The organism is Micromonospora sp. WMMD975, assembly GCF_029581215.1.
Classification (GTDB): domain Bacteria; phylum Actinomycetota; class Actinomycetes; order Mycobacteriales; family Micromonosporaceae; genus Micromonospora.
On sequence record NZ_CP120739.1, the window covers coordinates 2293133 to 2316282 of the forward strand.

20 protein-coding genes are annotated in these 23150 nt (G+C 72.3%); 7 read left to right on the forward strand and 13 right to left on the reverse strand.

Features of this window, described 5'->3' with window-relative positions; genetic code table 11:
* From O7613_RS09740 to O7613_RS09790, 11 genes are all read right to left on the reverse strand, one after another.
* Entirely contained in the window at positions 1-978 is a 978-nt protein-coding gene (locus O7613_RS09740) for an ABC transporter permease (RefSeq protein WP_282293400.1), read from the reverse strand.
* On the reverse strand, positions 975-2180 hold the full coding sequence (locus O7613_RS09745; protein WP_282293402.1) for an ABC transporter ATP-binding protein: 1206 nt from the start codon (positions 2178-2180) through the stop codon (positions 975-977). Before O7613_RS09745 ends, O7613_RS09740 begins: the two co-directional genes overlap by 4 nt.
* 86 nt (positions 2181-2266) lie before the next feature.
* The gene (locus O7613_RS09750; RefSeq protein ID WP_282293405.1) at positions 2267-3946 is read right to left on the reverse strand and encodes an ABC transporter substrate-binding protein; all 1680 of its coding nucleotides are present in this window, start codon (positions 3944-3946) and stop codon (positions 2267-2269) included.
* Between the two features lie 121 nt (positions 3947-4067).
* Complete coding sequence (locus O7613_RS09755; RefSeq protein ID WP_281589466.1) at positions 4068-5069, reverse strand: LacI family DNA-binding transcriptional regulator; 1002 nt, start codon at positions 5067-5069, stop codon at positions 4068-4070.
* A 225-nt stretch (positions 5070-5294) separates the two neighbouring features.
* Positions 5295-6017, reverse strand: a complete 723-nt coding sequence (locus O7613_RS09760; RefSeq protein ID WP_282294513.1) for an FkbM family methyltransferase — start codon at positions 6015-6017, stop codon at positions 5295-5297.
* 384 nt (positions 6018-6401) lie between these two features.
* Complete coding sequence (locus O7613_RS09765) at positions 6402-6782, reverse strand: YccF domain-containing protein (protein WP_281590298.1); 381 nt, start codon at positions 6780-6782, stop codon at positions 6402-6404.
* 160 nt (positions 6783-6942) lie between these two features.
* Positions 6943-9807, reverse strand: coding sequence for a DUF5682 family protein (locus tag O7613_RS09770; protein WP_282293406.1), 2865 nt, complete (start codon positions 9805-9807; stop codon positions 6943-6945).
* A complete protein-coding gene (locus tag O7613_RS09775; RefSeq protein ID WP_282293407.1) occupies positions 9804-10916 on the reverse strand; it encodes an AAA family ATPase in 1113 nt (370 codons plus the stop codon). The genes O7613_RS09770 and O7613_RS09775 overlap by 4 nt, the downstream gene beginning before the upstream one ends.
* A gap of 13 nt (positions 10917-10929) precedes the next feature.
* On the reverse strand, positions 10930-12246 hold the full coding sequence (locus O7613_RS09780) for a VWA domain-containing protein (protein ID WP_282293408.1): 1317 nt from the start codon (positions 12244-12246) through the stop codon (positions 10930-10932).
* Positions 12243-13745 (reverse strand): hypothetical protein, encoded by a 1503-nt coding sequence (locus tag O7613_RS09785; protein WP_282293409.1) that lies wholly within the window; start codon positions 13743-13745, stop codon positions 12243-12245. Before O7613_RS09785 ends, O7613_RS09780 begins: the two co-directional genes overlap by 4 nt.
* Positions 13745-14215 carry a hypothetical protein gene (locus tag O7613_RS09790; protein ID WP_282294514.1) on the reverse strand — a complete coding sequence of 157 codons (471 nt, stop codon included), beginning with the start codon at positions 14213-14215 and terminating at the stop codon, positions 13745-13747. Before O7613_RS09790 ends, O7613_RS09785 begins: the two co-directional genes overlap by 1 nt.
* Before the next feature lie 248 nt (positions 14216-14463).
* Between O7613_RS09790 and O7613_RS09795 the strand changes: the two genes are divergently transcribed.
* Genes O7613_RS09795 through O7613_RS09805 form a run of 3 tightly spaced genes read left to right on the forward strand, consistent with a single transcriptional unit; the run spans position 14464 to position 16394 of the window.
* Complete coding sequence (locus tag O7613_RS09795; RefSeq protein WP_282293410.1) at positions 14464-15606, forward strand: acyl-CoA dehydrogenase family protein; 1143 nt, start codon at positions 14464-14466, stop codon at positions 15604-15606.
* Between the two features lie 9 nt (positions 15607-15615).
* The gene (locus O7613_RS09800; RefSeq protein WP_282293412.1) at positions 15616-15831 is read left to right on the forward strand and encodes a DUF433 domain-containing protein; all 216 of its coding nucleotides are present in this window, start codon (positions 15616-15618) and stop codon (positions 15829-15831) included.
* 59 nt (positions 15832-15890) lie between these two features.
* On the forward strand, positions 15891-16394 hold the full coding sequence (locus O7613_RS09805) for an Lrp/AsnC family transcriptional regulator (RefSeq protein WP_281589453.1): 504 nt from the start codon (positions 15891-15893) through the stop codon (positions 16392-16394).
* Here O7613_RS09805 and O7613_RS09810 read toward each other — a convergent pair.
* Complete coding sequence (locus O7613_RS09810) at positions 16327-16938, reverse strand: histidine phosphatase family protein (protein WP_282293414.1); 612 nt, start codon at positions 16936-16938, stop codon at positions 16327-16329. The genes O7613_RS09805 and O7613_RS09810 overlap by 68 nt on opposite strands.
* A gap of 159 nt (positions 16939-17097) precedes the next feature.
* Between O7613_RS09810 and O7613_RS09815 the strand changes: the two genes are divergently transcribed.
* Positions 17098-17292, forward strand: coding sequence for a CsbD family protein (locus tag O7613_RS09815; protein ID WP_281589449.1), 195 nt, complete (start codon positions 17098-17100; stop codon positions 17290-17292).
* Positions 17293-17406: 114 nt separating this feature from the next.
* Here the strand turns inward: O7613_RS09815 and O7613_RS09820 are convergent, their stop codons facing one another.
* Positions 17407-18795: a lysine 2,3-aminomutase gene (locus O7613_RS09820; RefSeq protein ID WP_281590294.1), complete on the reverse strand. Its 1389-nt coding sequence runs from the start codon at positions 18793-18795 to the stop codon at positions 17407-17409.
* 173 nt (positions 18796-18968) lie between these two features.
* Here O7613_RS09820 and O7613_RS09825 point away from each other — a divergent pair, with 173 nt between their 5' ends.
* The 3 genes from O7613_RS09825 to O7613_RS09835 are packed head-to-tail and all read left to right on the forward strand — an operon-like array spanning position 18969 to position 23147.
* Entirely contained in the window at positions 18969-20018 is a 1050-nt protein-coding gene (locus tag O7613_RS09825) for a zinc-binding alcohol dehydrogenase (protein ID WP_282294515.1), read from the forward strand.
* Between the two features lie 4 nt (positions 20019-20022).
* Positions 20023-21594 (forward strand): amidohydrolase family protein, encoded by a 1572-nt coding sequence (locus tag O7613_RS09830; RefSeq protein ID WP_282293415.1) that lies wholly within the window; start codon positions 20023-20025, stop codon positions 21592-21594.
* Positions 21591-23147: a lysine 5,6-aminomutase subunit alpha gene (locus O7613_RS09835; RefSeq protein ID WP_282293416.1), complete on the forward strand. Its 1557-nt coding sequence runs from the start codon at positions 21591-21593 to the stop codon at positions 23145-23147. The genes O7613_RS09830 and O7613_RS09835 overlap by 4 nt, the downstream gene beginning before the upstream one ends.
* The last annotated feature ends 3 nt before the right edge of the window (positions 23148-23150 follow it).

Genomic DNA, 23150 nt, shown 5'->3' on the forward strand with positions numbered 1-23150 from the left:
TCAGCTCTTTCGGGTCCGCGGGTCGAGGAGCAGGTAGGCGACGTCGGCGAGCAGGTTCGCCACCAGGACCGAGATCGTGATGATCAGGAAGATGCCCTGCATGAGCGGGTAGTCCTTGTAGCCGACGGCCTGGAAGAGCTGGAATCCCAGACCCGGATAGGAGAAGACGATCTCCACGAGCAGCGTTCCGCCGACGATGAGGCCCAGCGACAGCGCGAAGCCGGAGACGTTCGGCAGCAGCGCGTTGCGGGCGGCGTAGCTCAGCGCCACCCGCCGTTCGGAGAGCCCCTTGGCGTGCGCGACGGTGATGTAGTCCTCGCTGGCGACGGTGACCATCATGTTGCGCATGCTGAGGATCCAGCCGCTCATCGAGGAGACCAGGATGGTCGCCGCCGGCAGCAGACTGTGCTGGATCGCGCTCGGGATGAAGTAGGCGTCGAACGCCGGCACCAGTCCCGGCTCGTAGCCGCCGGAGGAGGGGAAGAAGCTGCCCGGCCCGGCGAACAACGCGATCGCCACCAGCCCCAGCCAGAAGTAGGGGATCGAGGAGAGGAACGTGGTGGCCGGCAGCAGCCCGTCGACCCACGAGCCGCGCCGCCAGCCGGCGCCCACGCCGAGCGCGGTGCCGAGCAGGAAACTGATGATCGTGGTGACACCGACCAGGCCGACGGTCCACGGCAGGCTGCTCCCGATCACCTCGGACACCGGCGCCGGGAAGAACGTGAACGACAAACCGAGGTCGCCGTGCAGGAGTTGGCCCCAGTAGGCGACGTACTGCTGCCACAGGTTGCGGTCGGAGTCCAGCCCGAACAGCACCCGCAGCGACGCGATCGAGTCGGCGCTGATCCGGCCCTGGTTGCGGGAGATCAGCGCCTGCACCGGGTCGCCCGGCACGATCCGCGGGATGAAGAAGTTGAGGGTGATCGCCGCCCAGGCGGTGAACAGGTAGAAGGCCATCCGTTGCAGCAGGAACCTCATCGGCTCGCCTCCCGTCCGGTGGCGTCGGCGCTCCCGGCCGTGGCGGTGGGGTCGGCGCTCCCGGCCGTGGCGGTGGGGTCGGCCTTCCCGGCCGTGGCGGTGGGGTCGGCCTTCCCGGCCGTGGCGGTGGCGTCGGCCTTCCCGGCCGTGGCGGTGGCCGGGTCGAACAGCCAGCAGGCGGCCCAGTGCCCGGGCCGGTCGTCGATCGGGATCGGCGGCGGCAGTTCCGCGCTGCACCGGGGCATCGCGTGCGGGCAGCGCGGGTGGAACCGGCAGCCGCCGGGCGGGCGGATCAGGCTCGGCGGTTCCCCGTGACCGCGCTCGCCCGCCGCGTCGGCGTCGGTGACCGCGCCGGTGATCCGCTCCGGGTCCGGCGCCGAGTCGATCAACAACCTGGTGTACGGGTGGGCCGGCCGCTGGGTGACCGTCTCGCTGTCGCCGCCCTCGACCATCCGCCCGGCGTACATCACGATCGTCTCGTCGGCGAAGTAGCGGGCCGAGGCGATGTCGTGGGTGATGTAGAGGATGGCCAGGTCGAGCCGGTCCTTCAGGTCCTGGAGCAGGTTGAGCACGCCGAGGCGGATCGAGACGTCGAGCATGGAGACCGGCTCGTCGGCGAGCAGCACGTCGGGGTCGGCGCCGAGCGCCCGGGCGATCGCGACGCGCTGGCGCTGGCCGCCGGAGAGTTCGTGCGGGAACGCGTCGAGGTAGCGCTCCGGCGGGGTGAGGCTGACCCGGGTGAGCAGGTCGGCCAGGGCCTTCTCCAACTCGTCCGGGCCGGACCCGGCGTTGCCGTGGATGCGCAGCGACCGGGTGAGGTGGTAGCGCACGGTGTGCACCGGGTTCAGCGAGGCGAACGGGTCCTGGAGGATCAACTGCACCTGGCGCACGTACGCCCGGAACCGGCGTCCGCCGCGGACCCGGGTCGAGACGCCGTGCAGCCGGATGTCGCCAGCGGTGCGCGGGTAGAGCTGGGCCAGCAGCCGGGCCACCGTGGACTTGCCGGAGCCGGACTCCCCGACCAGCGCGGTCACCCGGCCGCGGCGCAGCGCGATCGAGACGTCGTCGACGGCGTGCACCGCCGCCGGGGTCCGGGAGAGGAGGTCGCGCAGCCGCCGGCGGACCGGGAAGTGCTTGGTCAGGCCGACGGCCTCCAGCACCACCTCGTCGGCCGGCGCCGGGGCGCTCTCGGTCGTCGTCATGCCGAATTCCTGTCTGGGGTTGCCGGGGTGAGGGACGGGGGCCGCCTCCCCGGCCGGCGCGGGCCGGCCGGAGAGGCGACGCCGGGTCAGCCGGCGGTCGGCGTGAGGTGCAGCACCACGTCCAGCGCGTTGGGCTGGGTGGGCTGGAGCGCGCCGTACGGGTTCGAGTCGTCCGGCCAGCCGGTCCAGTTCTTCGCGCTGTACGCGCCGCCGATGTTGTCCGCGCCGACCGGGATCATCGGCGTCTCCTCGACGAAGATCTTCTGCAGCGTGGCGAGCGCCGTGGTGCGGGTGGCGTCGTCGGTCGCGTTGGCGTACGAGACGAGCGCGTCGGTCGCCGTCTTGTTGTCGAAGCGGCCGAAGTTGCCGGCGGGGGAGGCGGTGCCGATCGGCTTGAGCACCCGACCGTCCATGATCGTCCGGTAGATGTCGTACGGCGTCGCGCCGCTCTCGGTCCACCGGAACGTGGCGTCGAAGTTGCCCTGCTCCACGTTGCGGAACCAGGCGTCCTGGTTGGCCTTGTCGATGGTCGCCGCGATGCCGATCTTCGACAGGTTGTCCTTCACGATCTCCAGGCTGGTCTGGTAGTCGGACCAGCCGGCCGGGTCGGTCAGCTTGATCGTGACCGGCTTGCCGGTCTTGTCCTTCAGCGTGGTGCCGTCGAGCTTGTAGCCGGCGCCGGTGAGCAGCGTCTTGGCGCCCTCGACGTCGACCTTGTGCTCCTGCCCCTGGTACTCCGGCGCGATGAACGAGTCACCGGCCGGGCTGGGCAGGCCGGTGACGCTCTTGACCTCGGGGTGGAAGTAGGCGGCCTCGGCGGTGGTGAAGATGTCCGCCCGGTCGACGACCATGTTCATCGCCTTGCGCAGCGTCGGGTCGTCGAACGGCTTCTTCGTGGTGTTCAGGTAGAGGCCGTGGATACCAAGCACCGCCGGCGCCCACACCTTGTGGTTCTTCTCGTCCTTGGCCACGAACACGGTCTGGTAGTTGGGGATGAAGACGAAGCTCCACTCCGACTCGCCGTTCGCGAGCGCCGTGGTCTGCGCGCTGTTGTCGGTGTACGAGGTGAAGCGCAGTTCCTTCACCTTCGGCGCGTCCTGCCAGTAGCCGCTGTCGCGCACGGTGAGCGTGGTAGTGGCCGGCGTGAACGACTTGAGCGTGTAGGGGCCACTGCCGACCGGCTGCTTCACCGGGTCGGTGGTCGGGTCGGCGATCTTCTCCCAGAGGTGCTTGGGCACGATCGGCACCCGCCACAGCACCTTCTGCTGGTTGACGAACTGCGGGCTGGACATGGTGATCGTGACGTCGTTGCCGCTCGCGGTCGCGCCGGTGTACGGCACACCCTGGTCGTTGAGCGCCGGGAACTTCTGGACCAGGTTGTAGGTGAACGCCACGTCCTCGGCGGTGACCTTCTGCCCGTCGGACCAGGTGGCGTCGTCCCGGACGGTCACCTTGACCGACTTGTAGTCCGCCGACCACTCGGCCTTGGTGGCCAGCCACGGCTTGAACGGCTCGGCCGGCTTGACCGGGTTCCACATCATCAGCGGCTCGTAGATCTGCCAGCGGTAGCCGAGCGACGCCGCGGCCGAGGTGGTGAGGAACGGGTTGTTGTTCTCGGCCTGCGGACCGTTGGGCATGCCGACGTTCAGCACGGTCGCGGCCTGGCCGTTCTTCTTCTCCGCGTTGGGGCTGTCGCCGCAGGCGGCGACCGTGGTGGTGACCATCGCGCCGGCGAGCGCGACGGCGAGGAGTTGCCTTCTTCTCATGGAGGTCTCCCTCGGTGGTCCCGCGTGTCTCGGGCGGGATGTGGTGGATGAAGGGTGTGCGGTGGTGCCACCGGCGGGCGGGTGCCCGCCGGCGTGGTCGCCGGGTTCGGCGGTATCGGGGTCAGGTGACGCCGGTGGAGGCGCGGGCGGCGAAGCGGGTCGGGATGACGGTCGGGGCGTCGGGTAGCGGGGTGCCGGTGAGGTGGGCGATGAGGAGCCGGGCGGCGGCGGCGCCCATCTCCCGCATGGGCTGGTGCACCGAGCTGAGCGGCGGGTGGGTGTGCCCGGCCAGCGGCAGGTCGTCGAAGCCGACCACCGCCACGTCCTCCGGGACGCGCCGGCCGGCGTCGCGTAGCGCCTGGAGCGCGCCGGCGGCGGAGAGGTCGTTGTGCGCGAAGACGGCGTCGAACGGCGCGTCGTCGGCGAGCAGCCGTCGCACCGCCGCGCGCCCGCACTCGAAGGTGAAGTCGCCCTCCACCACCCGGATCGCCTCCACGGGTACGCCGGCTTCGGCGTAGGCGTGGGCGAAGCCGGCGAGCCGTTCCCGGGTGCAGCCGAAGCGGCGCAGGCCGGTGACGACGAGCGGCCGGCGGCGTCCGAGCGCCAGCAGGTGCACGGCGGCGGCCCGGGCCCCGGCTTCGTTCGTGGTGCGCACCGAGGGGAAGCCGGGCTGGTGGCCGCGGTCGTCGATGAGGATGACCGGCAGGCCGCGCCGGTGCAGCCCGGTGATGTAGTCGAGCGTGCCCTCCGGTTCGACCACGAGCAGGCCGTCGAAGGACTTGGCCGAGACCTGGGAGGCGAACCGCCGCATCGACTCGTCGCCGTGGGTGCAGGTGAACAGCAGCATGCCGTAGCCGGCGGCCTCGACCGCGTCCACCGCGCCCTGGAGCACCTCGCCCATCCAGGGCCAGGTCAGCGCCGGCACCAGCATGCCCACCACCCGGGTACGCCCGCGGGCCAGGCCGACCGCGCGGGCGCTGGGCACGTACCCGAGGTCGCTGATGACGGCGCGGACCCGGTCGGCGGTGCGGATGTGCACCTCGCCCTTGCCGTTGAGCACCCGGGACACGGTCGTCTTGCTCACCCCGGCGCGGGTGGCGACGTCGGCGATGGTGATCGGCACGTGACGCTCCCGGGTCGCGGGGATGAGGGGGGTGTTTCGGAACCGGTTGCGGTAGCGGTTCCGTGGCAGTCAACCGAAGTGGCGCCGGTCACGTCAATAACGGCCAGGTAACGAAACACGGCTAAGTTCGACGCCTGAAAAAAGCGGTCGGGCAGCGGATGTGCCGATCAGGGCGGTGAGCAGGGTCGATGTGGTGCCGAAGATGCTGTCCGAAGTGGACCGAGGTCAGATCCGCGCGTACACGTCGCCCGAGTTGGCCTCGTGCGGCAGCGCGCGCAGGTACGCCGCCACCTCGGCGGCCGACCGCCAGCCCGGCGCGGCGAACGCCATCTCGTCGCCGAGCGCCACGGCGAACCCGGTGAAGCCGAGCGCGGTGAGCCGATCCAGGCAGCGTTCGGCCAGGTCGCGGGCGATGGTGGTGAACTCGAACGACAACGCCGGCACCGGACGGCTCAACCCGGCCAGCACGGCGTCCTCGAAGCCCTCCACGTCCACCTTCACGAACGCCGGGACGCCGTGAGCGGCGACGAGCGCGTCAAGCGTGGTGCCGGCCACCTCGATCTCGCCGTCCCACGTCTCGCCCTCCCAGCCGGCGGCCCGGCCGGCGGCGCGGACGAAACTCCGGGAGGCGGTGGAGACGGTCGGGTTGGCGGAGTTCACGTGCAGCCGCACCGGTCCGGCGGCCCGCCCGCAGGCCGCCTCCACCACCGTCACCGCGCCGTCGCCGGAGTGCAGGGCCCGCAGCGCCCGGGCGCAGAGCGGCTGCGGCTCCACGGCGACCACCCGGGCGCCGAGGCGGCGGAAGCTGTCCAGCCGGTCGCCGACGTGCGCGCCGACGTCGAAGACCAGGTCACCGGCTCCGACCAGGGGTGCGTAGAACGCGTCGAGCGCCGCCTCCCGCGCCGGATCACCGTGGTAGAACTCCAGCGACCGGCGCAGGCCCGACATCGCCGGATCGGCCTTGAGCGCCGCGATCACCTCGTTGCGATCTTCCACACCACCGACCGTAGCCCGCCCTTGATCGTCACGGGCGGACCGACGCGTTCCCGCCCGTCCGCCACCACCCCACCCTCCTAGGACGCCCGAGCGGTGGTGACCTGGCTCGCCGGAGTTCCCGCCGAGGGCATTTTCAAGGTCCTCCCGTTGAGCGAGAACACGCCCTTGATCGACTCCAGTCCGCCGAAGTGGTGGCATCACGGCGTCGGGATGCCACCACTTCGCCGAGGTGGAGTCGATCAAGGGACGGGAGATGCCGCCACCTCAGGGACATGGCGTCGGTGCGCCACGCCGAGGCGAGAGCGGGGCAACCAGACGTCGTTCCGGATCATGAACTCAGGGGGTTTCGACGACCTCCTGGCCCAGCGGCCAGAGCGCCGCCGGGACCAGCTTGAAGTTGGCCACCCCGAACGGGATGCCGATGATCGTCACGCACAGCGCCACCCCGGCGAGGATGTGCGACAGGGCCAGCCACCAGCCGGCCAGCAGCACCCAGAGCACGTTCGCCAGGCCGGAGGGCACGCCGGCGCCCGGCTTGGGCACGATCGTGCGCCCGAACGGCCACAGCGCGTACGAGGCGAGGCGCAGCGAGGCGACGCCGAACGGGATGGTGACGACCAGGACGAAGCAGATCAGGGCGGCCACGCCGTAGCCGAGGGCGAGGACGAGGCCGCCACCGAACACGAGCCACAGCAGGTTCAGCAGGAAGCGGATCACCACCCCATGGTGCCCGTCGCCCGCAACTACCCCGCCGAGCCGGTGCTGATCCACGCCGGGCTTCGGACCTGACGCCCGCCACGGCGCCGACGTCGAGGTCCTCGAAGCTCTCGTGTGGACGCCGGTCACCCCGTGCCGACCGCGGTGCGGTCCGGCGTGGTCAACAGGGCCGCCACGGCGTGCGCGGAGGCCGGGTCACCAGGGCCGCCACGGCGTGCGCGGTGGCCGGATGCGCGGTGAGCAGCGCCGCCGCGGCGCCCGCCACCGGGGCCCCGCCAGCGCCGCCGGATATCTGGGCCGCGTCGGTGGGGGAACGCCACGGTGCGTCGCAGCCGAGCAGCGCGGCGATCGCGTCGACCGCCTCCGGGTGGGCGGTCAGCAGGTCGTGCGCCGGCCCCGCCTGGACGGTCGGCGTCGGCACGGCGGGCGCGCCCGGGTCGGCGGCCCACGGCGGGGTCCAGCCGTCGAGCGCGGGCAGCGTTGCGGGGAAGGTGCGTTCCGCCTCGCGGACCAGCAGCGGTACCAACTCGGGACCGTGCTCGCGGAGCGTGGTGATCAGGGTGGGCAGCCAGGGCAGCAGCACCGGGTCGGGCAGCCCGGCGAACGCGGCGGACATGGTCTCGACCACGAACGGCGCGAGCCCGGGCACCGGGTCGAGCGCGTGCACGAAGCCGGACAGGTACTGCGGGAACGCCGGCACCACGAGCGGGTTGGCCAGCAGCTCGGCGCAGCGCTCGCGCAGGCGCGCCAGGGGCAGCAGGCCGAGCTGGTGGCGGGCGGCCCAGAGCAGCGCCAGCTTGGCCGGCGCCTCGGGGTGGGCCTGGGCGACGGCCAGTTCGAGCTGGGACCGGTCGCAGCCCAGCGACAACGCGAGGCTCTCCATGCTGAACAGGAAGCCGAGCATCGCGCCGACCTGCCGTACGCCGGTGGCCTCGTCGACGAACGCGGTGGGCAGCAGGGTGCAGTAGTGGGCGTAGCCGGTGGTGACGAACGCCCGGCACCAGGCGGGCAGCGCCGGCGCGGTGGTGCGGTGATGGGCGAGCAACCGGCGGATGCGGCGCAGCACCTCCGGGGCGTCGTCGACGGTGCGTTCGGCGGCGAGCAGCTCCACCGCCCGCGTGCCGAGTTCGTCGATCAGGCGGGGGCTGCCGAGCAGGCGGATGGCGTCCTCGACGGCGGCGAGCGCGCGGGCGGCGGTGGCGTCCGGGCCGCGGACGGCTCGGCGGAGTCGCTGTTCCAGCACCTGCTCGACGGTGACGCCCTCGTAGCCCAGCTCGATCAGGGCGCGCTGGTTGCGGCCGAGGGCGAGGTCCCAGCTCTCCTGGGTGGAGCGGTGGCCGAGGCGGTGCTCCCCCATGATCGGGCGGACCGCGTCGGCGGGCAGCAGGTGCCGCAGCATCCAGAGCAGGTCGGAGCAGGGCGCCAGCGTCGGGTCCGCACGCAGGTCGAGCAGGGCGCGCTGCACGGTGCGCCGCTGCAGGTCGAGGCCGAGCGGGGCGAGCCGGTCGAGGACGTCGCGGGCCAGCGGCGGCAGGGAGTCGTATCCGACCTGGCCGATCCGGTCGCCGCCGAGCAGGATCTCGCAGAGCCGGCGGACGTCGCGCCGCCCGGGCACCACGTCCTTCTCGATGCAGGTGACCGCGGCGTCGGCGAAGTCGTACGGTGTGGGTCGGGCCCGGTTGCGCAGGTTGGCCAGCAGGATCGAGGTCTCGAACACGGCGATCGCGTCGGCGGTGCTGGCCAGGTAGCCGTTGCGGCGGGCGAGCCGGACGATGTCGACGCACCAGCCGCGCAGCTGCGCCTCGTCGAGGTCGTCGAGCGCGGGTGGCGCGGCGAGGAAGCCGGTGAGGCGGTCGGCGGCGTCCTCGGGCGTGGCGGGCGCGGTGCCCGCGCGGGTCCGCCGGCCCTTCTTCCCGCTTGGTTGCCCGGTCAGCCGGTAGGGGGTGAGCTTGCTGCGGCTGAGCGCGGTGGTCCAGTTGGCGGCGGCGATGGAGACGGTGCCGGGGGCGAGCCCGAACTGCGCCTCGATGGCCGAGTGGCTGGACGGGATGAGACCGTAGCGCCAGCGGGTGCCGGTGCGGGGGCTGATCGGGAAGTCCGGCGCGGTGGCGTCGAGGCCGAACTGCTCGACGTGGCTGGCGGCGTGGTAGGCGCCGCACACGTAGAGGCAGTCGTTCGGGTCGGCGCCGGTTGCGGTGAGGTGTTGGCGCATCCGGGTCCACATGTGGCGTTCGCGGTCCTCGTCGCGGTCGTCGTGGGCGGCCCGGGTCGGGCGCAGCCGCCGGAACAGGCTGCCGATGAGCACCATGACCTGCCGGTAGGTGTCGTGGTCGGCGTCGGCGAGGGGTCGTTCGACGTACTGCTCCCACCATTCCGACCAGTGCCGGACCTTGCCGTGGTGCAGCAGGTGCGCCTCCAGCTCGGCGAACCGGGGGCGCAGGTCGCCGATCTCCACGCCGATCGCCTCGCCGTGCAGCGCGGCGTCCTCGTCGGACGTCGGGGCCGCGTCGGCGCCGTCGGGGCCGTCGGGGCCGTCCGCGCGGGGGGTCCACTGGTAGACGTGGTCGGTGGAGCGGTCCACGAGGACCAGCTCCACGCCGGGGGTGTCCAGGGCGTACGCGATGGCCTGGTATTCCGCGGAGGCCTCGGTGATCGGGGCGATGACGCTCAGCGGGCTCCACTCGACGGGGAAGCCGTCGAGCTCGGTGGCGAACGCCTGGACGGCCACCGGCAGGCGGCAGTTGCGCAGCTCGTCGAGGAGGGGCCGCAGGTCCTCGCAGAGTTCGAGGTAGATGACCTTGGGTGGGCGGGCGCGCAGCCGGCGGGCCATGGCCAGCGCGGACGCGGGGGAGTGGTGGCAGACCGGGAAGATCTCCAACCGTTCGCGCAGGGCCCGGTCGACGTCGTCGACCATGCCGGCGAGGATGTCGGCGAGCGCGTCGGGGGAGTCGGCGAACGCGGCGGCGGCGTCGGTGAGCTGTTCGCGCAGCGCGCCGAACAGGCCGGTCGGGGCGGGCGCGGTCACGACAGGGACGCGATCGCCTGGCGGCCGCCGTCGAGGAAGCCGTCCCAGTCGCCGCCGTCGGCCTTGGCGCGGGGCTCGACGACGCCGTGCAGGTATTTGTTGAGGATGGCGAGGTCTTCCGGGCTGCGGCGGGCCAGCGACCCGACGAGGGATCCGGCGAGGGTCTGCGCGCGCAGGACGCGGTCGCCGAAGAACTGGCTGTGCAGGACGGCGTCCTCCAGCACGCCGATCTGCTCGGCGGTGGACAGCGCCGACTCGAGCTTCTCGTCGTCGCTGGTGGCGGCGGACGCGGCGGCGCGCAGGTCGGCGAAGCTCTGCAACAGGATGTCGAGCAGGGTCGGGGGGACCTCCAGCTCGATGCGGTGCCGGCGCAGCAGTTCCTCGGTGCGGAAGCGGACGATCTCCGCCTCGCTGCGCTTGTTGGTGACGACCGGGATGCGGACGAAGTTGAACCGGCGCTTGAGCGCGGAGGAGAGGTCGTTGACGCCCCGGTCGCGGCTGTTGGCGGTGGCGATGATCGAGAAGCCGGGCTGGGCGAAGACGATGTTGTCATGGTCCAGCTCGGGGATGGAGACGTATTTCTCGGACAGGATCGAGATGAGCGCGTCCTGCACGTCGCTCGTGGAGCGGGTCAGCTCCTCGAAGCGGCCGATGACGCCCTGTTCCATCGCGTTCATGATCGGCGAGGGGATCATCGACTCGCGGGACTGGCCGCGGGCGATGACCATGGAGACGTTCCAGGAGTATTTGATGTGGTCCTCGGTGGTGCCGGCGGTGCCCTGCACGACCAGGGTGGAGTTGCGGCAGATCGCGGCGGAGAGCAGCTCGGCGAGCCAGCTCTTGCCGGTGCCGGGGTCACCGATGAGCAGCAGGCCCCGGTCGGAGGCGAGCGTGACGATGCTGCGTTCGACGAAGCTGCGATCGCCGAACCACTTCTGCGGGATCTCCCGGTCGAGGCCGTCGGCGCGTTCGGAGCCGAGGATGAACAGGCGGACCATGCGGGGGCTGAGGCGCCAGGAGAACGGCTTCGGCCCGGTGTCGACCGATTCGAGCCAGGCCAGCTCGTCGGCGTACTTGACCTCGGCGGGGGCGCGGAGCATGTCGGACATCAGGGGTGCTCTCCTAGGTGAGGAAGTTCTTCAGCTCGGTGACGAGCTTGCGGATGTGGCCGGAGATGACGGGCGTGCCGAGGTCCTTGAAGCGTTGCCGGAACCAGGGGTTGACGCTCTGGTGGCCGGAGCTGTTGACGGAGCCGACGGGGATGAACTTCACCCCGGAGCGGTGCACCGCCTCGATGCCGTCGAACAGCGGTTGGGAGCGGTCGAACTCGTAGAAGTCGGAGATCCAGACCAGCACGGTGTTTCGCGGCTCGACGATTTTGGGGCGGGCCAGGGCCATGGCGACCGGGCCGTCGTTGCCGCCGCCGAGGTTGGTGCGCAGCAGCACCTCGAACGGGTCGTGCACCCACGGGGTGAGGTCCAGCGCCCGGGTGTCGTAGGCGATCAGGTGCACGTCGACCTTGGGCAGGCCGGCGAAGATGGACGCGAGGATGGTGCAGTTGACCATGGAGTCGACCATCGAGCCGGACTGGTCGACGACCACGATGAGCCGGGCCGGGGTGGTGCGGCGGGCGGTCTGCCGGTAATAGAGCCGGTCGACGTAGAGGCGTTCGTCCTCCGGGCTCCAGTTGGTCAGGTTCTGCCAGATGGTGCGGTCCAGGTCGAGGTTGCGGAAGACCCGCTTGGGCGGCACCGACCTGTCGACGGCGCCGACGGTGGCCTGCGCCACCTGGGTGCGTAGCACCTCGGCGACCTGGTCGACGTAGCGGCGGATCAGCGACTTGGCGTTCGCCAGCGCCACCCCGGACAGGTTCGACTTGTCGCGCAGGAGCTGCTCGATCAGGGACATGCTCGGGGTCAGCCGGGCGGCGAGCACCGGGTCGGCGAGGACCTCCCGCAGGCGCATCCGGCGGACCAGGTCGCCCTCCAGGCCGGCGAGCGTGGCGCCCAGGCCGGTGCCGTCGCGGCGCAACTCGCCGGGCGGGACGCCGCACGCCTGCTCGAACCAGCCGGCGTCGGCCTGCCAGCGGGCGAGCTGCCCGGCGCTGACCTCGCCGGCGCCGGTGGCGAACACGTTGAGCAGCAGTTTGGCGGCGAGCGCGGCCCGGCGTACCTCGGTCTCGCCCGCCTGGAACGGCCCGGTGCCGCCCGGGGTGTCGTCGGCGGTGAGCAGGCCGCGCAGCTCGTCGGCGAGCGCCGGGAAGCGCTGGACGACGGTGTCCACCGAGACGGCCGGGTCGAGCAGCGCGGGCGGCAGGCCGAGGTCGTCGACCACGGCGACGCTCGCGGACTCGAGCGTGGGCTGCTCGTCGGGGTGGAACAGGCGGGCGAGCAGCCGCCAGTAGAGCACCTGGCGGCGGTTGGCGTGGTCGGCGGTCATCGGCGCAGCAACCTTCCGGCGCGTTCGCGCAGCACGGCCACGGCGTCGCCGGCCCTGGCCTCGGCCTTGGCGACCTTGGCGTCGGTGACGCCGCACGCCCAGTCGCCGTTGTGCGCCTCGACGGTCTGCTTCTTGACGGTGGCCCGGACCGCGAGGGGTTGCAGCAGCCAGCGGCCGTCGTCCCAGCGCAGCAGGCCGAGGCAGGCGGTGGTGGTGGCGAGCAGGGCCGGGGTGAGCGGCCCGGCCGCGGGCAGCCGGTCGGTCGCCAGCGGGATCGCCCGGCCGCCGAGGTCGACGAGCAGGGCGCCGTCGCCGTCGCGGGTGACCCGGCCCTCGGCCAGGACCGGCTCGGCGATCGCGGCGGGGTGGCGTTGCAGCGGCGGGGTCGCGGCGGCGGTGGCGTCGGCGAGCAGCACCCGGGCCGTGGCGAACGGGTCGGCCGGGTCGCCGAGCGCGGCGCGTTCGTCGACCCAGCGCAAGTCGCCGCCGTGCGCGGGCATGTCGGTGACGGTCACGCTCCGTCGTTCGGCCAGGGCCTTGAGCAGCACCGGGTACGCCTCCAGCAGCCGCCAGCCGGCCGGGCCGACGATGGTGGCGACCTTCGCCGCGGCCACGCTGACCCGGACCAGCCGGACGGTGCCGCCGCCGGCCGGTTCGAACACGGCGTGCACCTGGGCCTGGAAGGCGGTGTCGTGCTCGTGCACGTCGACGCCGAGCGGCAGCAGCCGGCCGGAGACCGGCTCCGGCGGCGCGGTCTCGTCGGCGGCGCCGGCGGCGAGCAGCACGGCCCGGGCCCACAGATCGGCCCAGCGGCGGGCGGGCACCCGCGCCGGGTCGGCCGCCGTGCCCGTGCGCAGCTCGGCGGCGAGACCGTCGAGCAGCACCGCGAGGCGGCGCAGCGCCGGCACGGCGAGCGCGGCCTCCACCGGCGCGGCGACGCCGGAGAGCAGCTCGTGGTCGGCGCCGCGCCATCCGGCGAGCGCCAGTTCGTGCAGCCAGGCGCGCGCCCCGGCCCGCCCGGGGGAGTCGTCCGGCGCGGCGTCCGGCGGCGCCCCGGACGGCGCGGTGTCCGACGAGGATCCGGACGGCTCGGTGTCCGACGAGGATCCGGACGGCGCGGCGTCCGACCGGGAGCCGGCGGCGGAGTCGGGCGGGGCGGCGGCCCACGGGGAGCGGGAGCGGTGCAGCGCCTCGTCGAGCCGGTTCAGCAGGGCGTCGTGCGCGGCGCCGAGCAGCGCGGCGCGGGCGCCGGCGAGCACGGCCAGGTGCGCGTCGGTGAGCGCGCCGGTGGTCGCCGCGCGGACCGCCTCGGCGGCGGGTTCGGCCAGCGGGGTGCCGCCGACCGCGGCGGCCAGCGCGGCCCATGCGGCGGCGTCCGGCTCGCCGGGGCGGGCCAGGCCGCGGGTGAGCGTGTCGTCGACGCCGTCGACCACGGTGAGGGCCTCGGCCATCCCGGGTGGCAGGCCGTCGTCGAGTTGGGTGAGGTGCGCGGCGAGCATCAGCGCACCCCCGCCGTGGCCGGGAACCAGTGCAGTTCGGGCACGGGCGCGCCGCTCGGCGGGACCTCCAGGTAGGCCAGGTGGCGCAGGAACCGGCTGAACACCACCGCCGCCGGGCCGGGTTCGTGCCGCGCGTCGGTGCGGGCCAGCAGCTCGGCGCCGCCGGAGACGCCGTCGCCGACGTCGACGCGCAGGTAGCCGGCGACCTGCGCGACGCCGTACTGGAGCACGGCCTCGTCGGCGAGCGCGTGCAGGTGTTTGCAGAGCATGCTGCCGCGCAGGCCGCCGCAGGGCCGGTTGTTGTTGGTGCTGCAGTTGACCGCGTGGCTGCCTGCGGTCACCGAGGAGACGTAGACCCGCTCCACGTCGGAGCCGCTCGACACCACCCCCTGCAGCCGCCCGTCGGCCAGCTCCACGAAGGGCACCTTGGCGAGCTTGCGGGCCCGCGCGGGTGGCGCCACCCGCAGCACGCTCCGCCGTCGCCACGAGGCGTCCTGGGCCTCCGTCATTGTCCCGACCTCCCCGCCGGCGGCCGGCGCCGGGCACGCCGGACCGCCGTCGCCGGCCCGTGATCCGTGCCGCTGTGACGACAAGGATCATGGATCACGGGTACGACAGGAGCGCGCGTGCACCACCTCGACCAAACGAACGTTAAGCTTCAGGGGTCCACACCACGGATGCCGCACCGGCTCACTTACCCCACGGAGCTCAACCCGCCATGGACGTCGACCGGATCCTGCCCACCGACGAGGCCCACGACCTGCTGGACCTCGCCACCGAGCTCGCCGACCGGGAGTTGGCCGGACGGGCCGCCGACTTCGAGCAGCGCGGCGAGTTCCCCCGCGACGTGCTGCGCACCCTGGGCCGGGCCGGCCTGCTCGGGCTGCCGTACGCCGAGGAGCACGGCGGCGCCGCCCAGCCGTACGAGGTCTACCTCCAGGTGCTGGAGATCCTCGCCAGCCGCTGGCTGGCCGTGGCCGAGGCCGTCAGCGTGCACACGCTGTCCTGCCACCCGCTGGCCGCGTTCGGCACCGACGAGCAGCGCAAGCGGCTGCCCGACCTGATCGGTGGGGAGTTGCTCGGGGCGTACTGCCTCTCCGAGCCGCAGGGCGGGTCGGACGCGGCGTCGCTCACCACCCGGGCGGTCCGCGACGGCGACGACTACGTGGTGACCGGCACCAAGGCGTGGATCACCCACGCCCGGGTCGCCGACTTCTACGACATCTTCTGCCGCACCGGCGGGCCCGGCGCGAAGGGCATCTCCTGCCTGCTGGCCGACCGGGACACGCCCGGCATCCACCCGCAGGCCGCCGAGCGCACCATGGGCCTGCACGCCTCCCCGGTGGCCCAGATCGCCTTCGACGACGCCCGGGTGCCGGCGGAGCGGCTGATCGGCGGCGAGGGCGCCGGTTTCGCCATCGCGATGTCCGCGCTGGACTCCGGGCGTCTCGGCATCGCCGCCTGCGCGGTGGGTCTGGCGCAGGCGGCGCTCGACTACGCGGTCGGCTACGCCCGGGAGCGCCGGCAGTTCGGCCGCGCGATCATCGACTTCCAGGGGCTGGGGTTCAACCTGGCCGACCACGCCACCGGCATCTCGGCCGCCCGCGCGCTCATGCTCGCCGCCGCGCGGCTGCGCGACGCCGGCCGGCCGTACTCGATCGAGGCGGCGAAGGCGAAGCTGTTCGCCACCGACCTGGCCATGCGGGTGACCACCGACGCGGTGCAGGTGCTCGGCGGCGCCGGCTACGTCGCCGACCACCCGGTCGAGCGGTACATGCGCGAGGCGAAGGTGCTCCAGATCGTCGAGGGCACCAACCAGATCCAGCGCCTGGTGATCTCCCGCGCCCTGGCCAAGGGCTAACCTGTCGCGGTGACCTTCCCCCGGATCACCGTCGACCCCGACGTCATGGGTGGCGCGCCGTGCGTGCGGCAGTCGCGCATCCCGGTGGCCACGCTGCTGGCCATGATGGCCGAGGGCATGTCCGTCACGGACATCCTCACCGATCTGCCGTTCCTCGACGAGGAGGACATGGCGGAGGTGTTGAACTACGCCGCGGACGCGGTCCGCGACCGCGCGGCGCGCTGAGCGTCACCACGGCGGGGCGGGGACGGCGTGGGAGCGCTGTCTCCGGTAGGTTTCAGCGCGTGGAGGAGATCGACCGCGCGATCGTGGCGGCGTTGACCGGGGACGGCCGCCTGTCGTACACGGACCTGGCCGAGCGGGTGGGCCTGTCCGTGTCCGCCGTGCACCAGCGGGTCCGCCGGCTGGAGCAACGCGGCGTGCTCAAGGGGTACGCCGCGCGGGTGTCGTTCGAGGCGCTGGACCTGCCGCTGACGGCGTTCGTGGCGATCCGGCCGTTCGATCCGTCGCAGCCCGACGACGCGCCGGAGCGGCTGGCGCACCTGCCGGAGATCGATTCCTGCTACTCGGTCGCGGGGGAGGACTTCTATCTCCTGCTCGTGCGGGTGGCCGGCCCGGCCGACCTGGAGCGGCTGCTGCAGGAGATCCGCACCTCCGCGAACGTCACCACCCGCACCACTGTCGTGCTCTCCACACCCTATGAGCACCGGCCGCCGCGGATCAGTGCCGAGCTGCCTGGTCGGGTCCGTTCCCGGTCGGCGTCGGAGCCGGCAGGTTCCAGCGCTTGACGACCCGCCGGCCGTGTTCGTGACCGAGCACGCTGAGCGTGGCGGTGTCCAGCCGCAGCAGCCCGCCGGCCGCCGGCGGCAGCCCGATCCAGCGTGCCCCGAGCACCCGCAGGCTGTGCCCGTGCCCGACGAGCGCGACGCTGCCGTGTTCCAGCAGCGGGGCGATCCGGTCGAGGACCCGGTCGAGGCGTGCGCCGACCTGGTCCGGTGACTCGCCGTCGGGGCCGCCGTCGGCCCAGATCGTCCAGCCCGGTCGTTCCTCGGTGATGGCGGCGGTGGTGCGGCCCTCGTACTCGCCGTAGTTCCACTCGGCCAGGTCGGGGTCGGTGGCGTCGACGGTGAGCCCGGCCAGGAGCGCGGTGCGGGTGGCGCGCTGCCGTGGGCTGGACAGCACGCGTACGAAGCGTCGGCCGGCGAGCAGGGGGGCGAGCGCGCGGGCCTGTCGTTCGCCGTCGGGGGTCAGCTCCAGGTCGGTGTACGAGGTGTGCCGGTGGCTGGCGCTCCAGGTGGTCTCGCCGTGCCGGACCAGCAGGATCTCATTCACCGCCCCAGTCAAGCATGCCCCGGACGGGGCCGCTCGGCGTCCACCTTCAACCTATTATCCTAGGACGCTCTACCGGGTGTGCCCACCCGCACCGCGTTTGCCCACGCCCACACCGGGGACGCGACAAGCGCAACGGGCAGCCCAGACGAGGAGGGCGAGATGAGCTTCACCGACAAGGCGAAGAACAAGGCCCAGGAGATGACCGGCATGGCGAAGGAGCGCATCGGTGACGCCACCGACAACGAGCGGTTGCGGGCCGAGGGCGCCAGCGAGCAGAGCACGGCGCGCGCCAAGCAGGCCGGGGAGAACGTCAAGCAGGCCGGTCGCGACGTGAAGGACGCGTTCGAGAAGTGAGCGTGCGATCGGTGGGCCACCGAGATCCGGTGGCCCACCGACGTGTCTCCGGGGCGGGAACGGCGTCGCCCCCGCGGCCGGCTCGGCCTGCGGGGGCGACGGCTGGCGTGGAGATCAGTCGTCGCGGTGGGTGTGCCACCAGGACTGGCCGGCGTCGGGCAGGGTGTCGATCGGGTCGTAGTAGGCGTAGCGCTTGTTGAGCGCTTCCAGGTCGGCCGACTCGATCGAGGTGCGGTAGTTCTTGGTCCAGTAGGAGATGCCGTGCTCGCGGTCGTAGTCGGTGAGCATGTGCACCCAGCGCTTGCCGACGAACGGGACGTCGCAGACGATGCGCGGGGTGGCGTAGCCGGGCAGGTAGCCCATGATGTCGTGCTGGAGCTGCTGGGCGTGCCAGACCGGGACCCGCCAGTGTTCGGCGTTGGGGATCATGTCGCACATGTAGAAGTAGTACGGCAGGATGCCCGCCTCGCCCTGGAGCGCGAAGCAGAGGTCGAGCAGGTCGGCGCTGGTGGCGTTGACGCCGCGCATGAGCACGCCCTGGTTGCGGACGTCGCGTACGCCGACGTCGAGGGCGGTCTGGGTGGCCTTGGCGACCAGCGGGGTCAGCGACTGGGCGTGGTTGACGTGGGTGTGGATGGCGAGGTTGACGCCGCGGCGGGCAGCGGTGCGGGCGACGCGTTCGAGGCCCTCGACGACGTCGGGTTGGAGCCAGTGCTGGGGCAGGCCCATGAGGGCCTTGGTGGCGAGCCGGATGTCGCGGATGGTCTCGATCTCCAGCAGGCGCATGAGGTAGGACTCGAGGTTGCGCCAGGGCACGTTGGCGACGTCGCCGCCGGAGACGACCACGTCGCGGACGCCGGGGTGGGCCTTGAGGTAGGTGATGTGGGCGTCGTACCTGTCGACCGGTTTGAGGGTGAGCTTGAGCTTGTCGACGGCGGGGGTGGAGTTGCCGACGAGGTCCATACGGGTGCAGTGGCCGCAGTACTGCGGGCAGGTGGAGAGCAGTTCGGCGAGGACCTTGGTGGGGTAGCGGTGGGTGAGGCCCTCGGCGACCCACATGTCGTGTTCGTGGAGGCTGTCGCGGCTGGCGTAGGGGTGCGAGGGCCAGTCGGTGCGGCGGTCGGAGGCGACCGGGATCATGTAGCGGCGGATCGGGTCGGCGAGCAGCGCCTCGGTGGTCATGGGCGCGAACGGCACCATCGTGTTGATCATTTGTGGTGGCACCAGCATGGACATGGTGGCCAGGGCCTTCTGGTCGGCCTCGAGGTCGGCGTAGAAGCTTTCGTCGACGAGGTCACCGAGCACGGTGCGCAGCTGCTTGATGTTCTTGACGCAGTTGACCCGCTGCCACTGGGCGTTCTCCCATTGCTCGCGGGTGACGTGGCGCCAGCCGGGGAAGCGGGTCCAGTCGGGTTCGACCAGGGGGGCGCGCCGGTATTCGTAGGGCTGTCCGGCGGCGGGGACGGCGACCGGCGTGGAGCGGGGCGTCGGGATGGTTTCCACCGGTTGGGTCTGTGTCACGGCCCCTCCTCGTCAGTGGTGCGGGTAGATCAACCTTGCGAAGGCTACTGGAAAATCTGCGGTCTAGAAATTAGTCTGCCGTAAGTTTTCCCGCGACGCGAACCCTGGCCGGGGTTTCGGGCGGCTGGACATAGGGGGTCGGCGTGACGTCACCGGTGGGTCTGCACCGAGTCGTGGAACCTGCGGGGGTGCTGCCGCAGGCGGCCTGGCGCTTGGACGCCGATCCCGCTGTCGCGGCGAACGAGGTGCGGATCCGGGTGCAGCGGCTGAACCTGGACGCGGCGAGTTTCCGGCAGCTGGCGGAGAAGCACGGCGGGGACGGGGAGAAGGTCCGCGCCGAGGTGCTGGAGATCATCTCGACCCGGGGGAAGATGCAGAACCCGGTGACCGGTTCGGGCGGCATGTTGATCGGCGTCGTGGAGGAGGCGGGTCGCCGCTCCCCGCTGGGACTGCGGCCGGGGGACCGGGTGGCGACGCTCGTGTCGTTGACGTTGACGCCGCTGATGATCATCGACGGGCTGGCCCGGTGGGACGGGCGCAGTGAGCAGGTGCCGTGCGACGGCTACGCGATCCTGTTCGCGCGGTCGATCGCGGCGGTGTTGCCGGACGATCTGCATCCGGAGTTGTCCCTCGCGGTGCTGGACGTGTGTGGGGCGCCGGCGTTGACGGCGCGGGTGGTGGCCGAGCAGGTGGCGCGGCGTGGCCGGGAGGGTGATCCGCGTCCGGTGGCGGTGGCGGTGATCGGTGGGGCCGGCAAGAGCGGGTCGCTGTCTCTCGCGGCGGCGCGGCGGGCCGGTGCGGGTCGTACGGTCGGGGTGGTGCCGGTGGCGGCGGAGCGGGACGCGCTGGAGCGGGCCGGGTTGGCCGACGCGGTGGCCCTCGCGGACGCCCGGGATCCGGTGGGGTTGTCGACGGCGGTGACCACGGCGCTGGGTGTGCCGGCGGACGTGACGGTGGTGTGCGTGGACGTGCCGGGGTGTGAGCACGGCGCGGTGCTGGCCACGGCGGACGGCGGCACGGTGGTCTTCTTCTCGATGGCGACGAGTTTCGCGGCGGCGGCGTTGGGCGCGGAGGGCCTGGCGGCGGACGTGACGATGCTGGTGGGGAACGGGTTCGTGCCGGGGCACGCGGAGCTGGCGTTGGAGTTGTTGCGGGCCGAGCCGGGGGTGCGTGGTCTGTTCGAGGCGCGGCTGGCGGCAGACTGAGGCCATGACGAACCCCTCGACGCTGTACCGCGGTGGAGTGCTGCACTGTCCGGCCGAGCCGAGCGCGACGGCGCTGCTGGTGCGGGACGGGCGGATCGCCTGGTTGGGTGCGGACGCGGACGCGCCGCCGGCCGATCGGGTGGTGGAGTTGGCCGGGGCGTTGGTGACGCCGGCGTTCGTGGACGCGCATGTGCACGCCACGGACACGGGGCTGGCGTTGTCGGGGCTGGATCTGTCGGCGGTGCGGTCGGCCGGTGAGTTGTTGGCGGCGGTGTCGGCGTTCGCGGGCGGGTTGCCGGGTGACGCGGTGGTGCTGGGGCACGGGTGGGACGAGTCGTCGTGGGTGGATCCGGTGTTGCCGGACGCGGCGGCGGTGGATCGGGCGGCGGGGGGCCGCCGGGTGTATCTGTCGCAGGCGTCGATCCATTCGGCGTTGGTGTCGGCGTCGTTGCTGGCAGCGTGTCCGGAGGCGGCGGGGGCGGCCGGTTTCGACGGGTCGGGGTGGTTGCGGCGTGACGCGCACCATGTGGTGCGGGCGGCGGCGTTCGGGTCGGTGACGCGGGCGCAGCGGGTGGCGGCGCAGCGTCGGGCGTTGGCGCATGCGGCGTCGTTGGGGATCGCGGCGGTGCACGAGTGCGGTGGTCCGGACATTTCCGACGAGGAGGACTTCACCGGGCTGTTGGCGGTGTCCGGGGACGGGGTGCCAGAGGTGTACGGGTACTGGGGTGAGCTGCTGGGTGCGGCGCGGGCCCGGGATCTGGGTGCGGTGGGCGCCGGTGGGGATCTGTTCGCGGACGGGGCGTTGGGGTCGCGGACGGCGCACGTGTCGGCGGCGTACCTGGACGGGGAGTCGGGGGCGTGCGGGCACGGGTACGTGTCGGCGGAGCAGGTGCGTGACCATTTGCTTGATTGTGCGGCGCACGGGATGCAGGGCGGGTTCCACGCGATCGGGGACGCGGCGATCGACACGGTGCTGGCGGGGTTCGCGCAGGCGGCGGCGACGTTGGGCACGGAGCGGGTGCGGGCGGCCCGGCATCGGGTGGAGCACGCGGAGATCATGAGCAAGCGGTTGATCGCCGGTTTCGTGGAGTACGGGATCGTGGCGTCGATGCAGCCGGCGTTCGACCGGTTGTGGGGTGGTTCGGGGCGGATGTACGAGTCGCGGTTGGGGTTGGCCCGGTCGTTGGAGTCGAATCCGATGGGCGCGATGCACGGGGTGGGGGTGGCGTTGGCGTTCGGGTCGGATTCGCCGGTGACGCCGGTGGATCCGTGGGGGTCGGTGCGGGCGGCGGCGGCGCATCACAACCCGTCGCAGCGGATGAGTGTGCGGGCGGCGTTCGCGGCGCACACGCGCGGCGGGTGGCGGGCGGTGCACCTGGACAACGAGGGTGTGTTGGCGTTGGGTGCGCCGGCGACGTTCGCGGTGTGGGACACCCCGGCCGGGGTGGAGCGGGGGCTGCCGGTGGTGTTGGCGGAGGACCCGGAGTTGCGGGGGCCGGCGGATCCGACGCCGTTGCCGGTGTGCCGGGCCACGGTGTTGCGCGGTGACGTGATCTATCAGGAAGGCAGTTCGTGAGCAAGCTTGGGTTGGATCCGGCGCTTGTGGCGCGGGCGCGGGAGTTGGCGCGCCGGGCGGGGCAGCCGGTGGTGGATCTGGCGCGGAGTCACACCACGGTGTCGGTGGAGCGGGCGGTGCTGCGGTTGGCGGGGGTGTCCGGCGCGGACCCGGACGGTATTCCGTGGGTGAACCGTCTCGTCGACGCGGTGGTGGCGGACGTGGGGTTGGGGCACGGGGTGGCGTTGCCGGTGTTCGACGCGCTCGCGCGGGAGGGTGTCACGGATGTGACGTTGCTGGCGCAGAAGGCGGCGGCCGGGTCGGTGCGTTTCGACCGGCCGTCGGGGAAGGCGGCGACGGCGGCGCGGCGGGCGTCACGGCGGGCGGTGGCGGCGGGGATCCGGCAGGTGGATCGGCGGCGGGCGGAGCGGGACCGCCTGGTGAAGCGGTTCGGGGATCCGAAGCAGCGGCCGTGGATCTATTTGATCGTGGCGACGGGGGACATCTACGAGGACATTCCGCAGGCGCAGGCGGCGGCGCGGGCGGGCGCGGACGTGATCGCGGTGATCCGGTCGACGGGGCAGTCGTTGTTGGACTACGTGCCGGAGGGGGCGACCCGGGAGGGGTTCGCCGGGACGTATGCGACGCAGGAGAACTTCCGGTTGATGCGGGCGGCGTTGGACGAGTCGTCGAAGGAGTTGGGCCGGTACGTGCGGTTGACGAACTACGCGTCGGGGTTGTGCATGCCGGAGATGGCGACGCTGGCCGGCCTGGAGCGGCTGGACATGATGCTCAACGATTCGATGTACGGGATCCTGTTCCGGGACATCAACCCGATCCGGACGTTCGTGGACCAGCGGTTCTCCCGGCAGGTGCACGCGCGGGCGGGGATCATCATCAACACCGGTGAGGACAACTATCTGACCACCGCGGACGCGGTGGACGAGGCGCACACGGTGACGGTGTCGCAGTTGTTGAACGAGTTCTTCGCGCACGAGGCGGGGTTGCCGGACCGGTTGTTGGGGTTGGGGCACGCGTTCGAGATCAACCCGGATGTGCCGGAGTCGTTCCGGTTGGAGTTGGCGCACGCGTTGTTGGCGCGGGAGTTGTTCCCGGACGCGCCGTTGAAGTGGATGCCGCCGACGAAGCACATGACCGGTGACGTGTTCCGGGGGAATCTGCTCGACGGGTTCTTCAACCTGGTGGGCGCCATGACGGGGCAGGGGATCCTGCTGGTGGGGATGATGACGGAGGCGGTGGTGACGCCGTGGTTGTCGGACCGGGACGTCGCGTTGCAGAACGTGCGGTACGTGTTGGGCGCGGCGGGCAATCTGCACGAGGATTTCGCGCCGGCGGCGGGTGGGTTCATCCAGCAGCGGGCGAACCGGGTGCTGGGTGAGGCGGTGGAGTTGTTGGAGCGTATCGGTGGGCAGTCGTTGTTGACGGCGATCGCCGAGGGCACGTTCGGGATCATGAAGCGGCCCGCGGACCGGGGCAAGGGCATCGACGGTGTCGCGAAGCACGAGACCGGCTACTACAACCCGGCCACAGAGATCCTGGAGCAGCCGGCATGAGCG

What these genes read in the sequence shown, in the direction of transcription:
- O7613_RS09745 (WP_282293402.1), bottom strand. Translation starts at nt 2,180, where the DNA reads ATGACGACGACCGAGAGCGCCCCGGCGCCGGCCGACGAGGTGGTGCTG.
- O7613_RS09760 (WP_282294513.1), bottom strand. Translation starts at nt 6,017, where the DNA reads ATGTCGGGCCTGCGCCGGTCGCTGGAGTTCTACCACGGTGATCCGGCG.
- O7613_RS09830 (WP_282293415.1), top strand. Translation starts at nt 20,023, where the DNA reads ATGACGAACCCCTCGACGCTGTACCGCGGTGGAGTGCTGCACTGTCCG.
- O7613_RS09815 (WP_281589449.1), top strand. Translation starts at nt 17,098, where the DNA reads ATGAGCTTCACCGACAAGGCGAAGAACAAGGCCCAGGAGATGACCGGC.
- O7613_RS09740 (WP_282293400.1), bottom strand. Translation starts at nt 978, where the DNA reads ATGAGGTTCCTGCTGCAACGGATGGCCTTCTACCTGTTCACCGCCTGG.
- O7613_RS09775 (WP_282293407.1), bottom strand. Translation starts at nt 10,916, where the DNA reads ATGTCCGACATGCTCCGCGCCCCCGCCGAGGTCAAGTACGCCGACGAG.
- O7613_RS09780 (WP_282293408.1), bottom strand. Translation starts at nt 12,246, where the DNA reads ATGACCGCCGACCACGCCAACCGCCGCCAGGTGCTCTACTGGCGGCTG.
- O7613_RS09750 (WP_282293405.1), bottom strand. Translation starts at nt 3,946, where the DNA reads ATGAGAAGAAGGCAACTCCTCGCCGTCGCGCTCGCCGGCGCGATGGTC.
- O7613_RS09795 (WP_282293410.1), top strand. Translation starts at nt 14,464, where the DNA reads ATGGACGTCGACCGGATCCTGCCCACCGACGAGGCCCACGACCTGCTG.
- O7613_RS09785 (WP_282293409.1), bottom strand. Translation starts at nt 13,745, where the DNA reads ATGCTCGCCGCGCACCTCACCCAACTCGACGACGGCCTGCCACCCGGG.